The organism is Bifidobacterium colobi (genome assembly GCF_018555455.1).
Taxonomy (GTDB): domain Bacteria; phylum Actinomycetota; class Actinomycetes; order Actinomycetales; family Bifidobacteriaceae; genus Bifidobacterium; species Bifidobacterium colobi.
Map to the genome: position 1 here is coordinate 23,679 of NZ_JAFEJU010000001.1, position 25,306 is coordinate 48,984.

The following is a 25,306-nucleotide window of genomic DNA, read 5'->3' on the forward strand; positions in this document are numbered from 1 at the left end:
GCTCACTTTCCAACCGCTTCGCGGTATTCCTGATAGCCCGTGTTGTGGGCCAGAGCTTCGTCAATATCAGCTTCGCCGCGTGCGGCGAGCCAAGCGTACATGTCGTCATACAGGTAGGGGTTCATGGCGAGAAACACCAGCAGCTCGGGATGTCGCGCGATTTCGAACTGCAACGAAAAGTCCTGCGTGGTCTTGGCATCGTTCGACGTCAATCCGTCGACTTCGACCACCGGTTCCTGAGCTTTCAGCTCGCCCTTGGCCACACGGTCGAATACCGAACCGGGCTCGAATGCAGGCGTATAGGTTCCGGTCGCGTCATCGATTGCCGCATCATCCGCAGCTGCCGAAGCTTGCTCAGGCTGGGCGGCTGAAGGATTCTCTGCGGCTGATTGATCAGCATCACTGCTGACTTGTCCATCCGCTGACTGGTTCATCGGCACGAAAACCAGCGGCTGCGCACCGGTAGGCTGCTGGCTCGGCTGTGCATCGGCTTCGGACTGATCCGGTGCCGTAGTCGGAGCTTCAGTCTCGGATACTGGCGCTGATTCGATGGGCTTTGCAGTTTCCGCCGTTGCCTCGGCTGGACTGTTCGGTTGTGCTTCAGCCTCAGAAGCTGCGGGTTGATCACCCTGTGCAGGTGTGTTGGTATGCGTCACCGGGTGGGCGATGGCATCCACCGGTACGACGCCGGAAATACGTACGCCCGGGCGCAGCTGGGTTGTCGCGGATGCTGGCTTCTGCGCAGGAAGTGCCACGGAATCCATGGTTTCCTTGACTTTGCGCTGTTCTTCGACTTCTTTCTGCTGAGAAGCGGCATCAGCGAACAAATCGCGCGGCAATGCCGGTTCCTCGGGCTTCTGATTCAATTGCACGAGGTTAAGATTGCCGATTTCCAACTCATCGATTTTCCGCTGCACGCTTGCGGCACTAAAGATGGCTGTGGGTTCACCGGCGCGCAGGTCAAGAATATCGTCCACGGACATGTCCGCGGCATCCGGTTCCTGCGGCGCATCGGAGGCAGCGTATCCGAAGAGATCCGGTACCGGCTTGTGATCATCGTCTTCCGGATTATCGATACGAATAAAATCAGCTGGCACATCACCGAATTGCATACGCATCGGCGAAGACGGCAGCAGGAAATCAGCATTTGCCGGCAAACGCAGCAGATCGCCGTTGTCACGCACCACATAGGAGCCATTGGTGGATCCGAGATCGCGCACGACAGCCGAACCATTATCGTTCACCGTCAACAGCGCATGGCGCTTCGACATTGACTTGGTCTGATCCGCCACATCCAAACGATCATTGCCATCAGCGGCAAGAGGACGCAGCGGTTTACGACCTATCTCCAAGCTATTGCCAGGTTTGACGCTGACCTGATCAACCCCATTGATCCGCACCGTCCACTCGCTCACCGTGACCGCCTTCCTAAACACACTACTGACCACATTACGTGCAATTGTGTCATCTTGTGCTGATTTTTCGAGATTTCTTTGACGAAGCGTTGCTAAGTTTTCTCGATTGCCTGCAAACGCGTCATCACATAAGCAAAACCCCGCAACTTATATGTATAAGGTGCGGGGTTTCGAAAGCTATCGAAAGCTGATGATGTGCGGCTTATGCCGCCATAATCACTTGAGCTCGACGGTAGCGCCAGCCTCTTCCAGCTGGGACTTGGCCTTCTCGGCGTCTTCCTTCTTGGCCTTCTCGAGGATGGTCTTCGGAGCGCCGTCAACCATAGCCTTGGCGTCAGCCAGGCCAGCGTTGGTGATGGCCTTGACAGCCTTGATGACCTGGATCTTCTTGTCGCCGACAGCGGTCAGGACGACGTCGAACTCGGTCTTCTCTTCTTCCTCAGCGCCAGCGCCAGCAGCCGGAGCGGCAGCAACAGCGGCGACCGGGGCAGCAGCCTCGACATCGAACTTCTCTTCGAAGGCCTTCACGAACTCGGAGAGCTCGACGAGGGTCATTTCACCAAAAGCTTCCAGGAGCTCTTCGTTGGTGTACTTAGCCATGATGGCTTCCTTTCATTCTGGCGGCGATTCACACGACTCGGTGGATGCACCGTCTCAATGTTTTGTTTGTTTTCCGAATTATTCATGCGGCGAGCCGCATGGAAATCAAGCTGCCTTTTCCTGCTTCTCGCGCAGAGCGTCGATCGTACGCACGGCCTTGGTCGGCAGAGCGACGAACAGGTAAGCGGCCTTGGCGGTAGTGGCCTTGAGGTCGCCGGCAAACTTGGACAGGAGCTGCGGGCGAGACATCATGTCTGCCAGCTTCTTTGCACCCTCGCCGTCGTAGACGGTGCCATCGGCATAACCGCCCGAGATAACGAGAGCCTTGTTGGTTTTGGCGAAGTCACGCAGAACCTTTGCAGCCTCAATGAAGTCGCCCTTCACGAAGGTGATGGCGGTCGGGCCCTTGAACAGGTCGTCGAGACCCTCAATGCCCGCTTCCTTGGCGGCAATACGTGCCAGCGTGTTCTTAGCCACAGTGTAGGAAGTATCGCGGCCTAGCTTTTCACGCAGTTCGGAAACCTGCGGAACGGTAAGCCCGCGGTACTCGGTCAGGTAGACAGCGTCAGCGTTACGGAACTGTTCCGTAAGCTGAGCGACCACCGCTTCCTTTTCGGGCCTCTTCATGGCGTTCCTTCCTAAATCGGCCGTTGATCTGAAACCGGAACTCCAAGCTGGGCAATAAAAAAGCCCTGCACACAGGCAGAGCAACATAATCTCGTGAAGCGCACGAGCCCTTTACGGGCTTATATCTCTCAACCTGCGTTGGCTTGGCGAACCAAACTTCCGAAGTGCACTCGCGCGCACTTCAACCAACGGTCTGTGGTTTACGGTCTGATAATTTACGTGCCCTCGGCGACAACGCCGAACTTCGGCGTGTCGCCTTGCGCATCGTCAACAATACGTCACAGCGCGGCTGCGTATTGCGCCACCGAAGCGGTGACTTCCTTTAAATAGTCCAGCGAACGACGCCAATGCCCCGGCACCTCAATCGAATGATTGGCATCCGGGTACTCGTGCACATGCGGGGTCAACGCATTGGCTCTAATACGGTCATAGAACGGGTCTGCGGTACCGGCGCAAATCAGCGGCGCCGGACCGGCATACCTAGAGCTGCGCGCATGCGAGTCACCGGCATGTTCCGAGCGAATCGCCTGAGCCGCCTCGTCAACACTGGGCGCCTCGTCTTCGCCGATGATGTCATCGCCCACAGCTGGCACCGGAATAACGCGCGCGGACGGGTCGAAATCAGCGTGATGCAGCACCGGAGTCAACAGCACGAACGGCAGCCCATAGTGGGAGGCCACATGCGGATACGTCATCGTAGTCAGCGACTTGCCAATCAACAGCAGCCTCTCAGCCTCCACCGACTGCACCCAACCATCGATGGCATCGTTGAGCACCGGAATCACCGTCGACAAATCATCCGAGGCATTGCGCACATTCATGCGATCGATGCGCCAGCCATTCTCAACCAACGCCTGCGCCGACCAGTACAGCAGCGGACGATCGCAGTTATACCCAGTGCCGGGCATCAGCAGCACACGCCCATGCTCCTGCCCAGGCTTGACGGTGTTCTTTCGCCACGATGTAATACTGACTTCCACCGGTGTTTTCGTCATGCTTCCCCTTTCGCAATACCATTCCCGCAGCCACTGGACAGCTGCCATCACACTGCTCTTAAGTGTAGTGCGAGCCATACTGGATAAGTCTGCGATATTCACGATATACGCACCGGTTATAATCAGCGATGGTTCTGATTGGGTGGCTGCGCCGAACGCGCGCGGGCAGGCCAATCAGGGCGAGTCGCAATTCTCGCCGGGGCCGCCTGAGCGCATCAGCTCACGCACCAGGCCCCGCACAACCCAAGGAAGTAGAGAGTAATGGAGAAGTTCTTCCATTTGAAGGAGAACGGCACGACCGTCTCGACTGAGATTCTGGCCGGCCTCACCACCTTCTTCGCAATGGCGTACATCATCGTCGTCAACCCGCAGATTCTGTCCCAGACCGGTATGCCCTGGGGCGGCGTGTTCCTCGCCACTATCATCGCGGCCATCATCGGCACCCTGGTGATGGGCCTGTTCGCCAACGTGCCGTATGCGCAGGCTGCCGGCATGGGCCTGAACGCATTCTTCACCTACACGGTGTGCTTCGGCCTGGGCTTCACCTGGCAGCAGACCATGTGCATGGTGTTCCTGTGCGGTTTGATCAACATCATCATCACGGTCACCAAGATCCGCAAGATGATCATCATGGCCATCCCCGAGGTGCTGCAGCAGGCCATCGGCGGCGGCATCGGTCTGTTCGTTGCATACGTGGGTATGCTCAACGTTGGCCTCATCAAGTTCACTCCGGGAGACCCGAAGGCTGCCGCCAAGGGCGGTGCCGTGGCCGCAACCCCTGGCCTCGCCACGTTTAACGACAAGGTGCTGTGGGTGTTCCTCATCGGCCTCGTGCTGGCCATTGTGTTTACGGTGATGAAGCTCAAGGGCGGTCTGCTGCTGGCCATCGCCATCACCACCGTGGCGGGCATCCCGTTCGGCGTGACCAACCTCGGCTCCTCCGTTTCCGTTGCCGATACCTTCTCCCAGCTGCCGAAGACCTTTGGTGCAATCTTTACCGCTGAAGGCTTCCCGGCACTGTTCTCCGATCCGGCCAAGCTGCCGCTGGTCATCGTGACCATCTTCGCCTTCTCCATGTCCGATACGTTCGACACCCTCGGCACCTTCATTGGCACTGGCCGCCGTACCGGCATCTTCTCCGCCGCCGACGAAGAGGCTCTGGAGAACGGCCATGGCTTCTCTTCCAAGATGGATAAGGCACTGTTCGCCGACTCCATCGCCACCTCCATCGGTGCTATCTGCGGTACTTCCAACACCACTACCTATGTGGAATCCTCTGCGGGCATCGCCGCAGGCGGCCGCACTGGTCTCACCTCCGTGGTGGTGTCCATCTGCTTCGCGCTATCCGCTTTCTTGGCTCCGGTGATTTCCGCTGTGCCGTCCGCCGCCACCGCAGGTGTGCTCGTGATTGTGGGCTGCATGATGGCTGCCTCCTTGAAGGAGATTGATTGGGCCAACATTGATGACGCGATTCCGGCGTTCTTCGCCGCCGTGTTCATGGCGTTCTCCTACTCGATCTCCTACGGCATCGCCGGCGGCTTCATCATGTACTGCATCGTGAAGACCTGCAAGGGCAAGGCCAAGGAAGTGCACCCGATCCTGTGGATCGTCTCCGCACTGTTCATCCTGGACTTCGTCTGCATGGCTATCCTGTGAATTAGCAAATAAACTCACAGCGAAATGGCTGGACTCCTCATCGAGTCCAGCCATTTTTCATGCCTTTCATGCCACACCGCATTGTTACAACAGCAGCAAGCGATTGTCGGTTTTACCAATGTGCCGAGCTTAAATACAGGGAAAGCCCCACATGATTATCCATGTGGGGCTTGTAACACAAACCTTCGGATCAGTCCAGCAATAACGGACCGCCTGACGGCGGACTCAACCCACCCTCACTCGGCTACCGCCTCGCTCAGGCTGATCCTACGAACAGCCCACTGGGCTGTTCTCTTAACGGATCAGCCGAAACGACCGGAGATGTAGCGCTCGGCTTCTTCGTTCTGCGGGTTGTTGAACATCGTGGTGGTGTCCGCGAAGTACTCGAGGTGACCAGGCTGACCGACGGCCTTCAGGTTGAAGAAGGCGGTGTAGTCGGCGATACGAGCAGCCTGCTGCATGTTGTGGGTCACAATCACGATGGTGTAATCGTCCTTGAGCTCGTTGATCAAATCCTCAACGGCCAAGGTGGAGATAGGATCCAGAGCGGAGCACGGCTCATCCATCAGCACGACCTGCGGGTGCACAGCCACAGCGCGGGCGATGCACAGACGCTGCTGCTGACCACCGGAAAGGCCGATGCCCGGGTTGTCCAGACGATCCTTGACCTCGTTCCACAGGTTGGCGCCACGCAGTGCCCACTCGACCAGATCGTCAGCGTCGGACTTGCTGATGTGCTTGTTGTTCAGGCGCACACCGGCGAGCACGTTCTCACGGATGGACATGGTCGGGAACGGGTTCGGGCGCTGGAAGACCATGCCGACGTCACGACGGACGGACACAGGATCCACGTCCTTGTCGTAGAGGTTCTTGCCTTCGAGCAGCACCTCGCCCTCGACGTGAGCGCCGGGGATGAGCTCGTGCATGCGGTCCAACGTGCGCAGCACAGTGGACTTACCGCAGCCGGAAGGGCCAATAAAGGCGGTGACCTTGTTGGCCTCAATGTTGATGTTCACATCTTCCACAGCAAGGAAGTCACCGTAGTAGATGTTCTCGTGGTTGACGTCAATACGTTGTCCCATGATGTTTCCTTATTTTATTTTCCTAGTTTCCGAACGTTTTAGCGCTCGGTCTTGACGGCGAAGATCTTGGCCACCAGTCGACCGATGAGGTTCAGCACCAGCACCACGACAATCAGCACGAGAGCCGCGGCCCAAGCACGTTCCATTGGGATGGTGGGCACGCAAGCTGCGGTGGCGTTGGCCGGGCAGTTGGCGGAGAGCTTGGAGTACTCCTGGTAGACGTACACCGGCAGCGTGGTCATCTGGCCTGCGAACAGGTTGACGTTGGTGCTGGCGATGTAGCCTGCGGTCATCAGCAACGGTGCAGTCTCACCAATCACACGGGCGATGGCGAGGATGCAGCCGGAAACAATGCCCGGCAGCGCGGTACGCAGCACGATCTTGGTGATGGTGCGCTGCTTGGTGACGCCCAATGCCAGAGAGGCTTCGCGCAGATCGTTCGGCACGATCTTGAGCATCTCTTCGCAGGACTTCACCACGGTCGGCAGCATCAGCAGGGACAATGCCACAGAACCCTCAATACCGTTGATGGTTCCCGGTCCGAACACGATGGTGAACATCGAGAATGCGAACAAACCAGCAACGATGGACGGAATACCACTCATCACGTCGACCAACAGGGAGACGGTCATAGCGAGCTTGCCGCCGTGCGCGTATTCCACCAGGTACACGGCGCACATGATGCCGATCGGGATGGAGATGAGCATGGCGCCGCCGGTGATCTCCAGCGTACCGATGATAGCGTGCAGCACACCACCGTAACCGCCGGAAGGAGTCGGGTTGCCGCCGACCACACCGGTCATGTTGTAGGTCAGGAAGTTCAGGTTCAGACGCTTGATGCCGTTGACGATGGTGGTCCACAGCACGGAGACCAGCGGGATGCAGGCGATCACGAAAGCCAGAGCGATAAGGCCGCCCATGAACTTGTCCATAACGTTACGACGTTGCTCGGAAGAGCGAGAGGGGCGGAACTTGTCGAAGTCGATGACGGGAGCGCCGTCAAGATTCTTCTTCTTGGTTGCTTCAGCCATCAGGCACCCGCTTTCTCGGTGATCTTACGAGCCACGAAGTTCACGATGAAGGTGATGAGGAACAGGATCAAACCGGTTCCAATCAGCACGGACACACCAAGATCGTTGGCTTCAGGGTACTGAGCTGCAATGTTGGATGCGATTGCGTTGCTCTGGGAAGCCTGCAGAATCTTGATGGAGTAGCCGGTAACGCTCGGGGAAAGAATCATCAACACAGCCATCGTCTCACCAAGTGCACGACCAAGGGCCAGCATGGATGCGGAAACGATACCGGAACGACCGAACGGAATAACGGCGAGCTTGATCATTTCCCACTTGGTGGCACCCAAGCCGTATGCGGCTTCCTGCTGCAAAGTCGGGGTCTGCAGGAAGATATCGCGCGACATGGAGGTGATGATCGGCAGCACCATGACGGCGAGCACCACGGCCACGGTAGCGACCGTGCGCTGCGGGTTTGCGGCAGGTCCAGCGAACAGCGGGAACCAACCAAGGTGGTTGGCCACCCAGTTCCAGAACGGATAGATGGCAGGCACCAGGATCAGGCCGCCCCACAGACCGTAGATTACGGAAGGAATTGCGGCGAGCAAATCGATGACGTAGCTCAGGCCGGTGGCAACCTTCTTCGGAGCGTAGTGGGAGATGAACAGTGCGATACCAATGGAGATGAAGAATGCGATGATCAAGGCCAGCACAGAGATGAGCACGGTGCCGAACAGCAGCGGGAGCACATAGCCCCAGAAGGTATTAACCTTGCCACCAGTGAAACTGGAGATGGTATCGCTGTTGGCCTTCTGATCGCCGCCGATAAGCGGCCAAGCGCGGAAGAAGAGGAAGAGGAACACGGCGGCAAGCACTACAAGGATCAAGATACCGCAGGCGTATGCCACACCACGGAACACCTTGTCGGCGGTTTTGCCGCCCGATGGTGCGAGAGCCGTTTTGTCTTGCGAACTCACGGGTTCTCCTTAACGAAGATATTGGTAAGGATGTAAGAGGATTGGTGGTCAAAAAGCCTGCAAAACCGTATGCCCCTTGACCCACTTTGAGCCGCAGCCGTATTGCTTACGACTGCGGCTCAAAGTTCAGACCATATTGGTCATATTCAGTTATTGATAATCAGAACCAATCAGTGATTGTGCGGTTGACTTGCAACCGAATGGTCACTTGGTCTTGATGGCGTCGATGGACTTGCTGATCTGAGAGGTCAGGCTGGACGGCAGCGGAGCGGAGCCGGCAGCATCCTGAGCAGCCTTCTGGCCTTCATCAGAGGTGACGTAGGTCAGCCAAGCCTTGGCGAACTCGCCCTGCTTGGCGTCCTTGTAGGCCGGGCACACGATGTCGTAGGAGACCAGCACGATCGGATAAGCGCCCTTGGCTTCGGTGGCGTGGTTGATCTTGACGACCACACGGTTCTCACCCTTGGCGGTGTCGTCGAGCTTGGAGTCCTCGATGACCTTGGAGCCAGCCTCAGCGGAGATCTCGTTGTAGGTGTCGCCAACCTTGATGGCGGCAGTGCCGAGGTCGCCGACCTGGGAGAAGTCAGCGTAACCGATGGTGCCATCAGCCTGCTTGACGGTGGAGATCACGCCGGAAGTACCCTTAGCGCCCTGGCCAACCTCGTTCGGCCAGTTCTCGGAAAGGTCGTAGGTCCAAGCGTCAGGAGCCTGATCCTTGAAGTAGGAGACGAAGTTCTGGGTGGTGCCGGACTTATCGGAACGGTGAACCACGGTGATCGGGGTGCTCGGCAGCTTCAGATCCTTGTTCTGGTCCTGGATGGCCGGATCGTTCCAGGTGGTGATCTTGCCGTCGAAGATCTTGGCGGCGGTGGCGGCATCAAGGTTGATGTGCTTGCCAGCGTCGGAGACGCCCTTCAGGTTGAAGACGATGGCGATCGGGGAGATGTAGACCGGCACGTCGAAGGCCTGGCCGGAAGCGCAGACAGCCTTGGACTTGGCGATGTCGTCATCGGAGAGAGCCTTGTCGGAGCCAGCCCAAGCGGTGGCACCGGTCAGGAAGGTGGTCACACCAGCGCCGGAACCAGTCGGGTTGTAAGCGATCTTGGCATCCGGGTTGGTGCCCTGGAAGCCAGCGATCCAAGCCTCGACAGCGGCCTGCTGGGAGGTAGCGCCAGCACCCTGGAAGTCGCCGGAAATCGGAGCGGACTTGGTGGTGTCGCTAGAAGAAGAGTTGTTACCAGTGGAAGCAGTGTTATCGCCGCAGGCAGCAACGGTGGCAAGCATCGCGATGCCGGACAGAGCGGCAAGGGAGCGAACGAGAATGTTCTTCTGCATAATGTTTCTTTTTCCCTCTATCAATGATTCCGAGTGGCTATTCAGATTGGTCAACAGCACTCGGCTTTTTGTGACAACTACAAGCCTATTGGCGTTGAGCAGGGCTGGAGACCGAAAACAGTAAACAGAAGATGAACACTTGCTGATATATAACTACGCAAATACTACGTAGTTTACGATTCGTTGGGGTCAGTCGATAACCCATCGCACATGGAAACGCACATTGCAGCGTTCCTGCTTCCTCCTCATGCGCGGTATCTCTGCGATACATACGCGAGAAGCGGCCCTTGTGAGGCCGCTTCTCGTCATGCGCTACTGCAATAACTGAGCGCTAGCAAGCACCACCGAATGTCAGCGCGTGGCGCGATTACTCCACCGGGGCGTCGATCTTATACCCCAAGCCGCGCACGGTGGTCAGATACTTGGGATGCGCCGGATCCTGCTCAATCTTTGAGCGCACACGCTTGACATGCACATCCAGCGTTTTGGTGTCGCCCACGTAATCCGAACCCCAGATGCGGTCAATCAGCTGATGGCGGGTCATCACACGGCCCTTGTTCTGCATCAGGTATTCCAAGAGCTCGAATTCTTTCAGCGGGAAGAATACGGTTTCACCACGCACAGTGACCTGATGCTGGCCGACCTGCATCGAGATGTCGCCGCAGACCAGCGGGATATCGTCGTCCACGGAACCGGTGGTCTGGGCCGTGACTTGATTACGGCGCATGACCGCACGAATACGAGCCAGCAGTTCGCGGAATGAGTACGGTTTGGTGACGTAATCATCGGCACCGATTTCGAGTCCGACCACTTTATCGATTTCCGCGCTTTTTGCGGTAAGCATGATGATCGGCACCCGGCTCTGCTCACGAATGCGGCGGCAGAGCGCCGTGCCGTCGATGCCCGGCAGCATCAAATCGAGCAGTACCAGATCGATACCGCCCTTGGTAAACAGCTCCAGCCCTTCCTCGCCGGTGGCCGCAGCAGACACGTCATAGCCCTCGCGCGTGAGTTGATAGACCAATGGTTCGCGATAGGATTCCTCGTCTTCGACGATAAGAATGCGTGTCATAGTGGCCTTTCTCGGGTAGGTTCCCGTTCGAGTCGGCGTAAAAGTCTCAGATACCATCGTAACCATTCCCTCTCTGTAGGCCGGTCGTTTCCCTAAAGTACGTAATTTATCGGTATATGCTACGCCTGCTGGCGCAATACACCACAATCATCGCAATGCCAATCATTGGCAACTACGCGCACGCCACCCAGTCGCAAACGTTATGCGGTTGCCGTATCGTGACGCTTTGACGCACCGGCAGACGATTCCTTAGGCGACTCGGCTGCGGGCAGCTCGATGGTGAACGTCGACCCCTCACCCTGTCTGGACCATACGGAAATCTTGCCGCCGTTCTCCTGCACGCAATGCTTGGTGATCGCCAAGCCCAGCCCAGAGCCACCGGTCTGGCGGGAGCGTGCGGGATCGACGCGGTAGAAACGTTCGAAAATACGATCCAGTGACTCCTCGGGAATACCGATACCTTGGTCGACCACGCGAATGGTCACGTTGCCGTCACGCTGTCCAACGTCGACGGCCACCGTGGTGTGCTCAGGTGAATAATGAATCGCGTTCTCCACCAGGTTCTTGACCGCAGTCTGCATGGCATCAGCATCGGCAAGAATCGTCAGGTTCTGAGCGTGTTCCTTGTCTTCGGCAGTCTCGTCCGACGAATCAACAGGAACCGGCTTGCCGTTGGCATTCAATCGAATATCCACATGGCGTGCTTCAGCCTGCACTTGGTTATCGGCGATGGCAGCACGGGCAACAGCCAGCGCGGAAATACGTTTGGCATTATCCATGCCCTGCGAATTCTGCGCACGTTGCAAATCAATCAGATGGTGCACCAGCTCAGTCAGTCGTGCGGATTCCTTGGAAATACGCCCGGAGAAGTACCGTACGGCATCAGGATCGTCGGCAGCATCGGTCACCGTTTCAGCCAGCAGGGAAATCGCACCGGCCGGAGTCTTTAGCTCATGCGATACATTGGTCACAAAATCACGGCGCACCGCCTCGAATCGGCGCTGTTCGGACATATCACTAATAAAGATGACATAGAGGTCATCGCTGATATCACCAATGCGTACCCGCAAATACAGCGTGTTGGAAGGGCGCAGCTGCCCGGCTTCAATCCCCTTGCCGGTGAGCGAGGGGAATGGGCCACGATCGAGCGGCAGCTGGACCTCGCGTTCACGCACTCCCCCATCGGATGCGGCCTGAGTCAGAATATCTTCGACTTCGCGCGAATTGATACGCTTGCCGGACACCAATCCAAACGGCACCGATCCCGGACTGGCATAGTGCACCAAACCATTGCGGTCAGTGACGATAACCGCTTCAGGCAACACCTCAATCAGGCGACGCTCAGTGGGACGCACAGGAATGTCGTCGCCGAACAAGGACTTGGCGTCCTCGTCGGCATCAATGGACTCGCGTTCCGCCAAACGGCCCGCCGCACGCCCTTTCCCGTAGGCGATAACTACAGCCCAAGCCAACACCAGCGCGATTAGCGCGATGATCACCATGATTCGCCAGATACTCATGGTTCCTAGAGTAAAACGTCCGTTGCGTAGCGCACCTACCAAACTACGTAAGTTCGCCTATTGTTCATTTCCACTGCGGCATTCGCGCAATAATCATCGCCATGCCACGGGCCAACCAGCGCACAGCCAATACGCGAAAACGGTGCCGCCCATAGCAGACAACACCGTTTTCGCGAGTACTGTTCAGCTGCAGAGTGCGCAGCGAATCAATCGGTCACAGCTCGTAATCCTTGTCCTTGCTTTCCTTGATCAGGAACAGGGCAAGCAGTGCGAGAGCAGCCATAATGGCCATGTACCAGCCCACACCGGCAACACCGAACTTCGAGGTGACCAGTGCCTGGGCGATGGTCGGAGCGAAAGCACCACCGAAGATGGCGGCCAAGTTGTAGCTCAGGCCAGCACCGGAGTAGCGTACGTGCACCGGGAAGAGCTCCGGCAGGTAAGCGCCGCACGGTCCGAACAAGCTGCCCATGAACACGAAGCCCACGCACAGGAAGATCATGATGTGGGCTGCGGAGTGCACCAGCAGCAGCGGGGTGAAGAAGCTGAACACCAGCGTGCAGAAGGTCGCTGCAATCAGCACCTTCTTGCGGCCGATCTTATCGGCGTACACGCAGGAGATGATGATGAAGATGGCGAAGAACACCACGGAGGTCATCTGCATAAGCAGGTACTCACCCTGAGTGAAGTGCAGACCCTTGACGCCGTAGGCCAGCGACCAAGTGCCGAGGATGTAGAACAGGGTGTAGGTGATGCCCATAGCCACAGTGCCGAGAAGGACTTCCTTCCAGTACGGCAGCAGATCGGTGAGCGGGTGCTTGGAGGTACGCTTCTCGTTGGAAGCCTTCTGGAACACCGGGGTCTCAGACATACGAGCACGCACGTACAGGCCGATAGCCACGAGCACTGCGGAGCACAGGAACGGGATACGCCAACCGAAGGCCACCATCTGTTCCTGGCTCAGGTTGGATTCAAGCAGCAGGTTCAGGCCGTAGGCGCAGAAGAAGCCAATCGGAGCGCCAAGGTTCGGGAAGGAACCGTACAGGGCACGCTTATCGGCCGGAGCGTTCTCGGTGGCCACCAGTGCGGCGCCGGACCATTCACCAGCGAGACCCACACCCTGGCATGCACGGCATATGCACAGAATCACCACGGACCAAGCGCCGATCTGGTCGTAGCCCGGCAGGCAGCCGACCAGGAAGGTGGCGATGCCCATGGTCATCAGGGCGATGACCAGCGTCTTCTTGCGGCCCATCTTGTCGCCGAAGTGGCCGAACAGCATGGAGCCGAACGGACGAGCCAGGAAGGAGACGGCGAAAGTGACGAACGCCATCAGCGTGGCCAGAGCCTGATTGGACTTGGCGACTTCGGTGAAGAACACCATGCCGAAGTAGCTGGCGGCTGCAATGGAATAGCAGTAGTTATCGTAGAATTCGATGGCCGTACCGACCATGGACGCGGCGATGATCTCAGGAACCGAATCCTTCTTCACGGGTTCCTTGGTGGCCGCAGTAGCAGTTGCAGACATAATCCCTCTCTTCATCATGCTGCGATTTCTTCATTCTCATGCAGCATGTGTGCCATAACATCGATTGGTGCTTCGACGTTGTGCATGGCATAAAGCTTGGAGCACAACGACAGGCTAGTGGGAGAAGGACTGGTTACGGCTTGTGGCCACAGCAACGTTCCCCACACATCGCTGTGCCTGTTGCACGAGTATGGCCTACAGCGCGGAAAGGGATGTGGAAGCGTTCACTATGTGAACGCAGTGAGATGATGGTTCGCTTGCGCTATGGAGATGAAGGTTCCTCCGTGTTCTTCTCTCCCCGCCTGTTACGCACCCAGCCCCCCCCTCATCAGAGGGGGCTGGGTGAGCACTGCTACTCCGAAGACGGTTCTACGAGCAGGCACAATGCGCTACAGGCGCTTGACGATGTCCACGGCAAGACGGGCCGCGGTGTCGGCGTATTCAGAAATGTCGAATTCCTTGAACACTTCGTAATCCGTATCCGCATTGTCGGACAGCGCGCGAATTACCAGTGCCGGGATCTCATTGCGGGCGGCGACCTGCGCCACAGCGGCACCCTCCATCTCCACCGCATCCGCACCAGTCAGGCGAATGACCTCGCTGACTTTCTCAGGAGTGTCCACAAAGTAATTACCGGACGCAATAATGCCTGTGATATGCGTAATGCCGGCATTGCTTAATGCCTGATCAGCCACTTCCAGCAGTTTCGGATCAGAGAAGAACTCCTGCACCGGCTTCTCCTCGGTGCCGGGCTTCCACTGGCCCACCAAGCGCATATCAGTGTCAAGGTAGCGCAGTGTGCCGCCGAGCACCACATCATTGATATGCAGATGCTTGTTGAGATTGCCGGCGATGCCGCTGAAAATCACAGCATCGGGGCTGAACTCGTCGATCAGCAGCTGAGCAGTGGCTGCGGCATTCACCAGACCCATGCCGCCCACCGTGGCCGCAACCTTAATCACATCGGAACCAAAGGAGTCCACAGTGCCCACAGCAATATCGAGACTGCCCTTGTTCACATGCTTCACATGCGTCAGCGACTTGGCGATCAACGCCACTTCCTCATGCAATGCACCAATGATGGCAACGGTTTTCATGCCCATGCGAAATCCTTTCCTTACTTCCAACGACGTGCGGCCACAGCCTCGGCGAGCTCATGCAGCAGCGCTTCGGTATCAGGCCAGCTGATGCACTTATCGGTGATGGACTTGCCATACACCAACTGATCAAGCGGTGCGGCCTTCTGGTTGCCGCCCTCGATGAAGCTTTCCATCATGATGCCGGTGATGCCGCGCTCACCCTGCGCTATACGGCGAGCGATATCACGCACCACTTCGGCCTGGCGATGCTCATCCTTGCCGGAGTTGCCGTGTGAGCAGTCCACGATCAAACCATGGGCAGCGGCGGAATCACCCGGCATTTCATCGCGAATCGTATCCATTGCCTTGGCCACCGAGGCAGCGTCATAGTTCGGGCCATGAATCGAGCCGCGCAACACCACATGGCAATCGGGATTGCCGAGCGTTTCCACCGCGCAGGCGCGACCCAGATGGTCGATGCCGAAGAACGTGTGCTGCTGAGCGGCGGCGAAGCATCCGTTGACTGCCGCTTTCACCGACCCATCAGTCGCATTCTTGAAGCCCACCGGCATCGATAGGCCACTAGCCAGCTGACGATGAACCTGGCTTTCGGTATTGCGAGCGCCAATGGCACCCCAGCTCACCGCATCGGCAATGAACTGCGGGCTCGTGGGCTCCAAAAACTCCGTGGCTGCAGCCAAGCCCTCATCCAATACGCCGAGCAGCGTCTTGCGAGCCATCAACAGGCCCTTCTTGATGTGATGGCTGCCATCAATATCCGGGTCGTTGATCAGACCCTTCCATCCCACCGTGGTACGCGGCTTCTCAAAGTACACGCGCATTACAATGAGCAGCTCGCGCTCAGTCTCTTTCATCACCTTGGCCAAGCGATGCGCATAATCAAGCGCAGCCTTGGGATCATGCACCGAGCAGGGGCCAACAATCACCAGCAGACGATCATCCTGACCATAGAGGCATGCGCGAATCTCATCGCGCGAATAGGCGACAATCTCCTGCGCCTGCGCACTGAGCGGCAGCTCGGCAAGCACCTGGGCAGGTGTGGGTAGCGGCTCAAGTTCCAGAACACGGCGATTGATGATGCGACTGACGCCGACCTGGTCCTCCCAACGTGGCACATCGGTGGCAATCAGCGGATTCTTGCCTTCGCCCATGGCTTGGCGAATGGCGCGAAGCTCTTCAGGCGTGTTTAACGGCTGCGGACCGACCTGTAACGGGTTTACGGTCGGCGGTACGCCTTGCTGCTGCTGCATGTCTTGTACTCCTTGTGACTCATCCTCACCAAGAATACCCAACCATAGCGGCAAGGGGAAAGGAACCATGGAAGCTGTCGCCGGAAGAATGCTTGCGGGTTTATCTGGATATATTCAGTGGCGTATTTTTTCGAGATTTTCCCTAACCTCGTGAAAACAAGCCACTCACGCTGTCTCAGTGGCGTATTTTTTCGAAATGAGAGTTATGCCACCAACTTCGGCACTCCAATCGAATCCAACTTGTCCTCCAAGCGGCGAGGAACCATCAAATCCTCGTAATACACATGGACGATGCCAGTAACTCCTTGAGATTTCAGATGCTGCTCGCGGTGACGTTCATAATCCAACTTGGATTGGAGACTGGCTCGGTTCTTATTAGCCCCATCCGCATACTTCGCCATACCGTCATACTCGGCAACAATGATGCGACCGTCTGCCAACTTCCAACAAGAATCAACCCGATAAGGCGCCACTGGATTATCGGGATTATCGAATTCCACTTGCAGCATCGGTACGGCATACTGTCGTTCGATCATCAGACCGCGGAATAACGATTCGCCTCCATTCTCACTACGAGAATCCGCGTAACGCACCAGTCTCCGTATCGCTTGTTCATCGCACACGGTTTGCAGCGCCATCGCTTCGATTTCCTCGCATGAAGCCAAACCCTTACGCAACGTCGAATCGATAATGGCCAAGGATTGCGCAAACGGATATCCGGCACAATCGATAACCATCCGAGCGGGGGTCACAAGACAAATCCCCTGCTCCACCTGTTGAGGAATCCTGTTCATGTACACACGCACCAGGCGAGATTCATCGGCACCGCCAATACCACCATGAGCAGCCACATATATCTTCCCATCATGCAATAGGCGGGAATGTTGCACCCCATATACGCAAGCCGCGCTCAATCCCGTGAACACCCATGAAGGATGCTTATGCGCCAATCCGCGAATCACGTGCAGCGATTGTTGCTCTTTATTCAACGTATGCCAGTAATCGAAGTCAGCATACAAATTGCGATATGGCGAAACTAATTCACCCGCAACAAGGCGGCGCCGCAATGCTTTGCGTTGCGCATCAGTAGTTCCCGATGCGCAACGCAAATCCGATTGTGCGGAACGGAGTAAAGCGGCGACTTCTTTGTGCTCTTTCATGATTTGAGCATATGGATGTCAAAGCCGCGCGCGCAAGCGCTACTCAACAATGTGCATACTATGACGCAGTACAAAGTGTTGTGGATAACTTTGAGTTATCCACAACACTAAGTCGAGCTACAGTACACGACGGGCGGTGACGGCGTCGGCTAACGTGTGCAGGAGCTCGTTGGTACGATTCCACGGCACGCAGGCATCGGTGACGGACTGCCCGTAGACCAGCTGATCAAGCGGGGCCGGCTTCTGATGGCCGCCGACGAGGAAGCTCTCCATCATCACACCGGTAATGCCCGGCTCGCCCTTGGCCAGACGGTCGGCGATCTCCTCGACAACCTCAGCTTCGCGGACCTCGTTCTTACCGCAGTTGCCATGAGCGGCATCGATGACCAAGCCGTACTGGCTGGGGCCTGAAGCCTTGGAAGCCTTCAATGCCTCCAGCGCCTTGCGCACTGATTCGGCATCATAGTTCGGACCAGAGCTGGAACCGCGCAACACCAGATGGCAATCAGGGTTGCCCTTGGTTTCAGCGGAGATAACGCGACCATCCAGATTAATGGACAGGAAATGATGCTCGAAACCTGCGGTATAGCAGGAATCAGCAGCGGCTTTGATGGAACCATCAGTGGAATTCTTGAATCCCACTGGCATCGACAGGCCACTGGCCAGCTCGCGGTGGACCTGGCTCTCGGTATTGCGCGCACCGATAGCACCCCAGCTGATGGCATCGCAGATGTACTGCGGAGTGATGGGATCCAACCATTCGGTGGCGGCGGGCAAGCCGAGGCTCAGCACGTCGGTCAGCACCTTACGGGCCAGCCACATGCCCTTACGAATATTGAACCGACCATCCAGATCGGGATCGTTGATCAGACCCTTCCAGCCGATGGTGGTACGCGGCTTCTCGAAGTACACGCGCATCACAATCACCAAACGGTCTTCCAGCTCACGCTTGACTGCAGCCAGTTTCTCGGCATACTCGTGCGCGGCCTTGGGATCATGAATGGAACACGGGCCAACGATAACCAGCAGACGATCATCACGACCGTTCAACACATCGCGGATTTCCTGACGGGAATGCAGCACCAGCTCACTCATCTCATCAGTGAGCGGCTGCTCCTTCAAAAACGCGCGAGGCGCCGGAATTGGGTCGAGCTGACGGATATTGACATCAACCGTCTCAGGAAAGACGGCCTGCTCCCCCAAACGACGTTCGTCTTCGGAACTATCCGGACCACGAAGTGCTGCCATGCCGACTCTCCTCTCTCTTCTCCGATTGATAAGCATGCAAAGACGTAAGTCTACCTGCGTGTCGGCAGATATGGAAACGCCCGGCCGTTTTGTGGACGGTCGGGCGTTTGTACCCATCAGGCCAAAGCTCTCCGAGCCCTGCAATTAAGGAGCCGCCTTCGGCGGCACTCAGTATTACCTCGCCGCTGTCGCGGCTCGGCGCGCTCGCGAAAGAGCCCACCGGGCTCTTTCTTATGCGAGCGCGCCCATCGGATCCCATGCGGGGAGCATGGTTGCCGGCTCTTCGAGGGCCTTCTGGTATTCCTCGGGGAGCATGGTCTTCGGGACGGCGACCTCGTAGACGTACTCGGTGAACCAGTCGTCGGACATGGTGAAGTAGCCCTTGTCGGCGATCTTGGAACCCCAGGAGTTCTCCACACGCCAGCGGCGGGTGGAACCGTCGTCGGCCACGTCCACGCCGGCGAACGCCATGGCGTGGTTCATAGCGGAATCACCGAAACGCACGCGGGCTTCCTTATCGAGATCGAAGTCCACGTCGTACACCTTGCCGTATTCGAACAGATCGGTGGCCCAAGCGCCGTTCTCGCGGTCCATGAACGGGTGGCAGTCGGCACCGAACCACACCGGGATGCCCTGCTCGACCAAAATCTGTTTGACGCAGTCCTTCATGAACTGGTTCGGCACGTTAAGGTACTCGGTGGCATCGCCGCCGGCCACATTACCCAGGTGCTCGATACCGATTTTCTTGCCCTTGGCATGCTCGGCACGCGGATCATCCACGAGGCACACGTAGTCTTCGAGACCAGCCGGGCCAACGTACTTCTTCCAGAACTCCACCGGCGTAATCTCACCGTCACGGTGGAATTCGCCGTCCTTGTCGGTCCACTCCCAATCGAAGGAGACCGGCGGCTCACCCAAGTGAATGGTGAGGATGCGGTGACCGGCAGCAGTGGTATCAGCCACAATCTGATCGATGGCAGCCTGATCGCCGGAGGCAGCGTACATGTGTGCCACGGCAGTGTGCAGCAGAGCACGCAACTGCACGTTCATCTCACGGGTGTTCTTGGAGGATTCGGTCTCCGGGAACAGGTCCTTCGGCACGGCACCGTACTTCTTGTACACGTTCATAGCCATGGTCCACTGGCCACCATCACCCATCACATCGGCGAGCAGGTGCTGCACCAGACGGGAGTCGGACGGTTCGCCGGCTGCCACCAGAGCGGCCATATCCTTCAGGAAGTAGTTGACGCGCTCCAGCTTGTCGTAGTACATCGCGTAGTTCTGGGAGAACTCGAACTCCTTGAGGTTCATGTTCTTCTTGGCGATGAAACGGGCCACGTTCAGGGAGCTGAACAGCCAGCAACGGCCGGAACGATCCTGATGGGTGGCTTCGCCGTTATCAACCACGGTGGAGAATCGGCGCTGCAGCAGGCGGGCGCGATCATAGTTGCGGGCCACCTTCTCAATTCCGGCTGCGGTCACGGCGTTCATGGCCAGACGGCTGGTGCCGTCGGCGTCGAACTCGTCACGCAGTGCGTTCAGCGCTTCGCCGGTGAGCGGCGTCAGTTCACTCATGTCTACTCCTTCTTTGGATTGGTGCGCTTGTGGCGCGGTTTACCAACGACTGCGACACCTGGCGCAAGTGCACAGGTGCCGCAGTTCTTTTGCCTCTAGCAGTGTAGTCGAGGGCTTGTCCTTAGTGATTCGGTACTGAAGTGATCCGGTACTGAGATGATTCAGTACCGAAGCACTCAGGATTAGTTTTCAGATCCAGCTTCAGCCGGCTGCTCAGATTCGTTGGCGGATTCGCTTTCCCGAGACTCGGCAGCAGGGGCATCGGACGCACCGGCCTCTTCCGCGGTATTGCCCTGCTCGGGAACCGGGTTGACCACCGGCAGCGACTGCGCCTGCTCCTGCTTGTTCACCGCGTCGAACGCGAAGCCGGAGAAGGCCTGAGCGAACATGGAGCGCAGTTCGGAGACACGCTGGGTGATGGTGGCTTCGCGCTCCTGCAGGTCGGCGATGTGCTTGCTCAGGCTATTGAGCTCGCTCTGAGCGGCTGCGCGACGCTCCTCAACCTGGGCGTCAGCTTCCTCACCGGCCTTGTGCACGATGGCAGCGGCCTGGGCATCAGCAGCTTCGCGCTTGCTTGCAGCGTAGGAATCCGCTTCCTCACGCGTGGTCTTGGCTTGGCTAATCAGCTCGTCGGCTTCCTTCTTGGCGGCTTCGCGACGCTCCTCCAAGTGAGCGAGTAATTCGTTGACCTTCTTGGTAGCCTCGTCCTGCTGGGCGGCAATGTCGGTGCGAATCTGTTCGACTTCGGCGCTGACCTTGCTCATGGTGTTCGTACGGCTAACTTCAGCCTCATCGGTGATTTCCTGAGCCTTGGACTTGGCTGCATCGATGATTTCGCCAGCCTTGCGCTGTGCTTCGGTCATCATCTTGGAAACCTGTTCGCGCACGTCGGCGAGCTTCTTGTTGGCTTCGGCCAGTGCGGCTTCAATCTGATCGTTGGAATCGGACTTCAGCTTGGAAATCTCTTCGTTGGCGTTCTTGCGCTGCTCGGCGATCTTGGCGGTGGCCTCAGCCTTCAGCTCGGCCAGCTCACGCTCCTGGGTGGCGCGCTCGGAAGACAGCTTCTTGTCGTGTTCTTCGCGGGCGTTGCTCAGCTCAAGTGCCACGGTCTGACGCTGCTCGGTGATGTTCTTGGTGGTTTCGGCGCGCAGCTGATCGGTTTCCTCCTTGGCGGAAGAAGTCAGGGATTCAGCCTGATTGTTGGCATTCTGCAGAATGGAGGAAGCCTTGGCGTTGGCGTCATCAAGGATGTGCTGGGCGTCAAGCTTGGCGTTGTTAAGCAGGGTTTCAGCCTGAGCCTGAGCAGCCATGCGGGTGGCGGAAGCGTCCTGCTTGGCGCGATTGAGCAGTTCGGTACTGGTCTGCTCGGCGGAAGCGAGCATCTGCTGAGCATTGGCGCCAAGGGAGGCGAAGCTGTTGTTCTGCGGCTTCTTGTTGCGCTCCTCCTGCAGCTGAGCCTGCAGCTGCAGAATACGATCATCGTCGGCGGCAATCTGCTCGCGCATGCTGGCAAGCGTCTTCTGCGCTTGGTTCAGGCTGTCCTGAGCGGCGTCGAACGCTAAATCGACTTTCTCTTTGTCATATCCTCGCAGCACCACCGGGAAACGATCCACCATGGCTGAATTTCCTTTCACATCCATTAGCCTTTTGGCATGTCCTCATGCACTGTAGCGCATGAGGACTGTAAAGACACTCATTGATATGCAATCGTTACAATGCGTGCGAATGATGTTCTAGTTTGCGCGTGGAGAGGCGCCCCTTGAGTCCGCAATGCGGACAGCAGTTGTGCGCGAACGCTGTTACTAGGCGATGAGAATGTCGGAGCTGGACGGCTTCAAGTAGTAGCGCACGGCTTCGCGCACCACATCACGCCCAGCTTCGATCTGCTGGTCCAGCGGCAGTCCATGCTGCGTCATGCTCTGCGGAACGCCTGCCGGACGCACCGGCGGGAAGCTGACGAACCCGCCGAGCACACGTTCCTGCGTGGCCGTCCAGTTGAGCAGGTTATAGAACAGTGAATTGCAGACAAAGGTTCCGGCATCGGAGCTCAAGGATGCCGCAATCGAGTCGTCGGTGAAATCCTGCAGGATTGAGCGCAACGGTAAACGCGTCCAGTATGCTGCCGGGCCATGAGGGTCGATTGGTTTGCGACGAGGAATCACATTGTCGGCATCCGGGCGTTCGGCATCCATGAGATTCGTGGCGCAACGCTCCAGCATGACGCTGCGCGCCGAATGCTTCAGCCCGGTGGCGATCACGATATCCGGCTTCGTGGCCTCAATGGCCCCCTTCAGTGTGGGCCATGCTTTGGCGAAGCTGACCGGCAGCTGCACGGCATGAATGCTCACGTGAACGTCACCCAGGGGATTATCGGCACCCGTAGGAGCGCCCAAACCTTGCTCGGCAATGGCCTTGGGTACTTCATAGGCCGGGTTGATATCGACGTCATCGTAATGGTCGAAGCCGGAAATCACCACAGTAAGTTCACGCATAATGCCTAGTGTAGCCGCTGAACACATCTGTGTTATCCCAGCACTAACGCATCTGGCCGGCAGCCTGAGCGAGCAACGCGTGCATGCGAGCGCGGGCGGCTTCCTTGGGGTCGAAGCCCTCCAGCTGTTCGGCGATGCGCTCGGCGGTGGGAATGTCTTCCAACGTGGTGATTTTCATGTTGGTTTCCGCGCCGGAGACAATGGCCACCGGCACATCCGGCAAATAATCCACCACCACGCGCGTATCGTCCGTGGGATGGAAGTCCGGGTCGGCGGATGCCAGGTCATAGGCTTGGCGAATCGTGGCGAAACGGAAGGATTGCGGTGTCTGCGCGCGGAACGTGTTGGGACGGTCGGGTACTGATTTGACGACTTTGAGATCGCCGAGATCCCGGGTCAGCAGCACGGTGTCGGTGGAGGCATAGGCCACGGTCGCCGCCTTGAACTGGTCAAGCGCATCGATGGAGCCATCGATGGCCTGCTGCGCCACGAACGGGCGCACGGCATCGTGGATGAGGATTTTGGCATTGCCCGGAATGCCGGCGGCCGCCAGCATGTCCAATGCGGCTGCGGTACTGTCCACGCGCTCGGCGCCACCGTCGATGACCACGCGCACTTTGCCGTAGCCCTGCTGGTCAATCAATGATTCGACTTCTTCACGCACCTTGCTGTTGACTACCACAACGATATCGCTCACGCGCGCGCACCGTTCGAATGCTTCGATGCTCCAGCAGACTATCGGCTTGCCGCCAACGGATACCAGCTGCTTGGGATTATCCGGGTCGAATCGGGTGCCGAAACCGGCCGCCAATACTACCGCCACTACTGGCACGGTCTGTGCTTTGGCAGTTGCTGGCGCTTCGTTTGCTGCGACCTCATCAGTATTGACGGCAGTTTCGTAATCTCTCTCAGTCATAGGCTCCACCGTAGGGTGAGGCATGCCCGTTCGTGACGTGCCTCACATGTTCTCCACGGAATGTGCGCGCATGCATTCCTTCATTGCCTTCAGGACACCATACTGTTGATTGCATCCTTATTATCTTCATATTCCCGCAGGTTCAGCTTTGGCGTACTTACATACCGACGGTTTTTTGTCTTACCTTCCACGACAAACTGGCCTTGTTCGACCATACGATTCAAACGCTTACGCACCATTCGAGCATCCAGTCCGGTATCTTTGATGATGTTAGGAACGGTCACCACGCCACAGGCCTCCACCTGCCGTCCTATTGACATCCGTATCGCCCATTCTGGATCTAAGCGCCCATATCGCGGCTCATCTTGACCGACACTCATCACAGCCCGCTGAACTTCGGCATCCTTATGCGCTGCTTCGACTCCATTCGAAAGCGGATTGGAAGACGACACAACGGTCGAATCGTCTGACACACCAGCATGAGTCGTCGGAATCGCGGCAGTGAAGATATCCCCGTCGATAAATTCCGGTTCCGCTCCTGCATACATATGAGCGGCTTTGATGAGAGTCCTAAGGCCGCTGCCAAGTTTCTCTGCAATTCCAGTTTGGAGGAAGACGTCAGCGATAATCGGGTTCTTGGGCATGGGAGTAAATTCACCCAATCGCATACGTCCTTCGAAGAATGACCGGGAAGCATTGATTGTACGGACTGATTGATTATCCATAATGATGCGAGCCACTACCGGACTGGAGTATTCTCGATGCATCAGACTATTCGCCACCAACTCTCGGGAGATAATCTCACGAGGACTGGTTCGCTTATCACCGTTCAACGCGAAATGATCAGGCAGATGATTACGCACGAAACCGGTAAGTTGATCATAGGCATCAAAAAGATTAGTGCGGACGAGTAAGCGGTCGTCATATCGATCCACATCGTCTCGCCGCACCAATGCATCGGTGACATAGGACGGGCACACTGAAGAAATCACTTCATCCTTGCCCAGCAGCAGTACAGCCGCTAAGTTGAAGCCTTCCTCGCCTGTCGCATAATCACGATCGTACAACTTGGCGCTACGGAACAATTCATCATTCGACATTGTTCCCCAAGGATGGCCTGCTCGTTGCGCCACCGCCATGTCTCGCATTCGAGCGATGAGATCGGCACGCAGATCAAATGGCGTTATATAGCGGAAAATGCGCCGCTCAGAATAATAATTCTGTTTGCGAATATACATCTGACTGATTTGAATATCGCTTTCAAGACGTATGTCCGCGTCGGCGATACGGTCATACACCACGCCTTTAAACCGAATCACCGAAGAGCTCGGAGCAACCCATATGCGTATGATCATGCGTCCGTCATATTCACAATGTTCGGTCTCGAGAGTCGGCGCGGGAACAAATAGCTTACGATTATTCGCCACATTCGCGATATTTCGTTCGATTTCAGCAACGCGCGATTTATCTACCCCCGACACGTCCCCATCATCATCGATGCCAAGATAGATGTCCCCGCCCATTCTGTTAGAGAACGAGCATACGGTTTCAAACGTATCCGCATGAGGTAAATCGCCACACCGCTTGAATTCAACAGTCGTGGATTCCCCACCACGCAATACCTGTGTTAAATCATCTGGCGTCATTAATCCCCACCCTTCGCATTATGCACATTGTTGCGCACACCATTGTGACATCTGCACATATTATATATACATATATGACACATATATCACTCACATCGCCGT

21 protein-coding genes are annotated in these 25,306 nt (G+C 57.2%); 1 reads left to right on the plus strand and 20 read right to left on the minus strand.

The window, feature by feature from the left end:
* Window positions 1-2 precede the first annotated feature (2 nt).
* From JS530_RS00115 to JS530_RS00130, 4 genes are all read right to left on the minus strand, one after another.
* Window positions 3-1,415: an FHA domain-containing protein gene (locus JS530_RS00115; protein WP_214375272.1), complete on the minus strand. Its 1,413-nt coding sequence runs from the start codon at window positions 1,413-1,415 to the stop codon at window positions 3-5.
* A 216-nt stretch (window positions 1,416-1,631) separates the two neighbouring features.
* Window positions 1,632-2,015 (minus strand): 50S ribosomal protein L7/L12, encoded by a 384-nt coding sequence (gene rplL, locus JS530_RS00120; protein WP_100493428.1) that lies wholly within the window; start codon window positions 2,013-2,015, stop codon window positions 1,632-1,634.
* 105 nt (window positions 2,016-2,120) lie between these two features.
* Complete coding sequence (rplJ, locus tag JS530_RS00125) at window positions 2,121-2,642, minus strand: 50S ribosomal protein L10 (protein ID WP_214375273.1); 522 nt, start codon at window positions 2,640-2,642, stop codon at window positions 2,121-2,123.
* A 278-nt stretch (window positions 2,643-2,920) separates the two neighbouring features.
* Entirely contained in the window at window positions 2,921-3,637 is a 717-nt protein-coding gene (locus JS530_RS00130; protein ID WP_214375274.1) for a hypothetical protein, read from the minus strand.
* A 261-nt stretch (window positions 3,638-3,898) separates the two neighbouring features.
* On the opposite strand from JS530_RS00130, the gene JS530_RS00135 reads away from it, so the two are divergent.
* Window positions 3,899-5,293, plus strand: coding sequence for an NCS2 family permease (locus JS530_RS00135; RefSeq protein ID WP_214375275.1), 1,395 nt, complete (start codon window positions 3,899-3,901; stop codon window positions 5,291-5,293).
* Window positions 5,294-5,595: 302 nt separating this feature from the next.
* Here JS530_RS00135 and pstB read toward each other — a convergent pair whose 3' ends face one another.
* From pstB to JS530_RS00215, 16 genes are all read right to left on the minus strand, one after another.
* Window positions 5,596-6,375: a phosphate ABC transporter ATP-binding protein PstB gene (gene pstB, locus JS530_RS00140; protein ID WP_100493425.1), complete on the minus strand. Its 780-nt coding sequence runs from the start codon at window positions 6,373-6,375 to the stop codon at window positions 5,596-5,598.
* 38 nt (window positions 6,376-6,413) lie between these two features.
* Entirely contained in the window at window positions 6,414-7,406 is a 993-nt protein-coding gene (pstA, locus tag JS530_RS00145) for a phosphate ABC transporter permease PstA (protein WP_214375276.1), read from the minus strand.
* Window positions 7,406-8,362 (minus strand): phosphate ABC transporter permease subunit PstC, encoded by a 957-nt coding sequence (gene pstC / locus JS530_RS00150; protein ID WP_214375277.1) that lies wholly within the window; start codon window positions 8,360-8,362, stop codon window positions 7,406-7,408. The genes pstA and pstC overlap by 1 nt, the downstream gene beginning before the upstream one ends.
* A gap of 204 nt (window positions 8,363-8,566) precedes the next feature.
* Complete coding sequence (gene pstS, locus JS530_RS00155) at window positions 8,567-9,697, minus strand: phosphate ABC transporter substrate-binding protein PstS (protein WP_214375278.1); 1,131 nt, start codon at window positions 9,695-9,697, stop codon at window positions 8,567-8,569.
* Between the two features lie 367 nt (window positions 9,698-10,064).
* Window positions 10,065-10,769: a response regulator transcription factor gene (locus tag JS530_RS00160; RefSeq protein WP_214375279.1), complete on the minus strand. Its 705-nt coding sequence runs from the start codon at window positions 10,767-10,769 to the stop codon at window positions 10,065-10,067.
* A 200-nt stretch (window positions 10,770-10,969) separates the two neighbouring features.
* The gene (locus JS530_RS00165) at window positions 10,970-12,289 is read right to left on the minus strand and encodes a sensor histidine kinase (protein WP_214375280.1); all 1,320 of its coding nucleotides are present in this window, start codon (window positions 12,287-12,289) and stop codon (window positions 10,970-10,972) included.
* 214 nt (window positions 12,290-12,503) lie between these two features.
* Window positions 12,504-13,817 (minus strand): MFS transporter, encoded by a 1,314-nt coding sequence (locus JS530_RS00170; RefSeq protein WP_214375281.1) that lies wholly within the window; start codon window positions 13,815-13,817, stop codon window positions 12,504-12,506.
* Between the two features lie 389 nt (window positions 13,818-14,206).
* A complete protein-coding gene (gene mtnN, locus JS530_RS00175; protein ID WP_214375282.1) occupies window positions 14,207-14,920 on the minus strand; it encodes a 5'-methylthioadenosine/S-adenosylhomocysteine nucleosidase in 714 nt (237 codons plus the stop codon).
* A 14-nt stretch (window positions 14,921-14,934) separates the two neighbouring features.
* Window positions 14,935-16,167, minus strand: coding sequence for a 3-deoxy-7-phosphoheptulonate synthase (locus tag JS530_RS00180; RefSeq protein WP_214375283.1), 1,233 nt, complete (start codon window positions 16,165-16,167; stop codon window positions 14,935-14,937).
* A 203-nt stretch (window positions 16,168-16,370) separates the two neighbouring features.
* Complete coding sequence (locus JS530_RS00185) at window positions 16,371-17,327, minus strand: hypothetical protein (protein ID WP_214375284.1); 957 nt, start codon at window positions 17,325-17,327, stop codon at window positions 16,371-16,373.
* A gap of 117 nt (window positions 17,328-17,444) precedes the next feature.
* Entirely contained in the window at window positions 17,445-18,575 is a 1,131-nt protein-coding gene (locus JS530_RS00190; RefSeq protein ID WP_240541006.1) for a 3-deoxy-7-phosphoheptulonate synthase, read from the minus strand.
* A 231-nt stretch (window positions 18,576-18,806) separates the two neighbouring features.
* Window positions 18,807-20,150, minus strand: coding sequence for a C1 family peptidase (locus JS530_RS00195; RefSeq protein WP_214375285.1), 1,344 nt, complete (start codon window positions 20,148-20,150; stop codon window positions 18,807-18,809).
* Window positions 20,151-20,332: 182 nt separating this feature from the next.
* Window positions 20,333-21,766, minus strand: a complete 1,434-nt coding sequence (locus JS530_RS00200; protein ID WP_214375286.1) for a coiled-coil domain-containing protein — start codon at window positions 21,764-21,766, stop codon at window positions 20,333-20,335.
* A 186-nt stretch (window positions 21,767-21,952) separates the two neighbouring features.
* Complete coding sequence (locus JS530_RS00205) at window positions 21,953-22,642, minus strand: pyroglutamyl-peptidase I (RefSeq protein ID WP_214375287.1); 690 nt, start codon at window positions 22,640-22,642, stop codon at window positions 21,953-21,955.
* A gap of 43 nt (window positions 22,643-22,685) precedes the next feature.
* Entirely contained in the window at window positions 22,686-23,558 is an 873-nt protein-coding gene (locus JS530_RS00210; RefSeq protein ID WP_214375288.1) for an IspD/TarI family cytidylyltransferase, read from the minus strand.
* 89 nt (window positions 23,559-23,647) lie between these two features.
* A complete protein-coding gene (locus tag JS530_RS00215; protein ID WP_214375289.1) occupies window positions 23,648-25,204 on the minus strand; it encodes an RNA-binding domain-containing protein in 1,557 nt (518 codons plus the stop codon).
* Window positions 25,205-25,306: the final 102 nt, after the last annotated feature.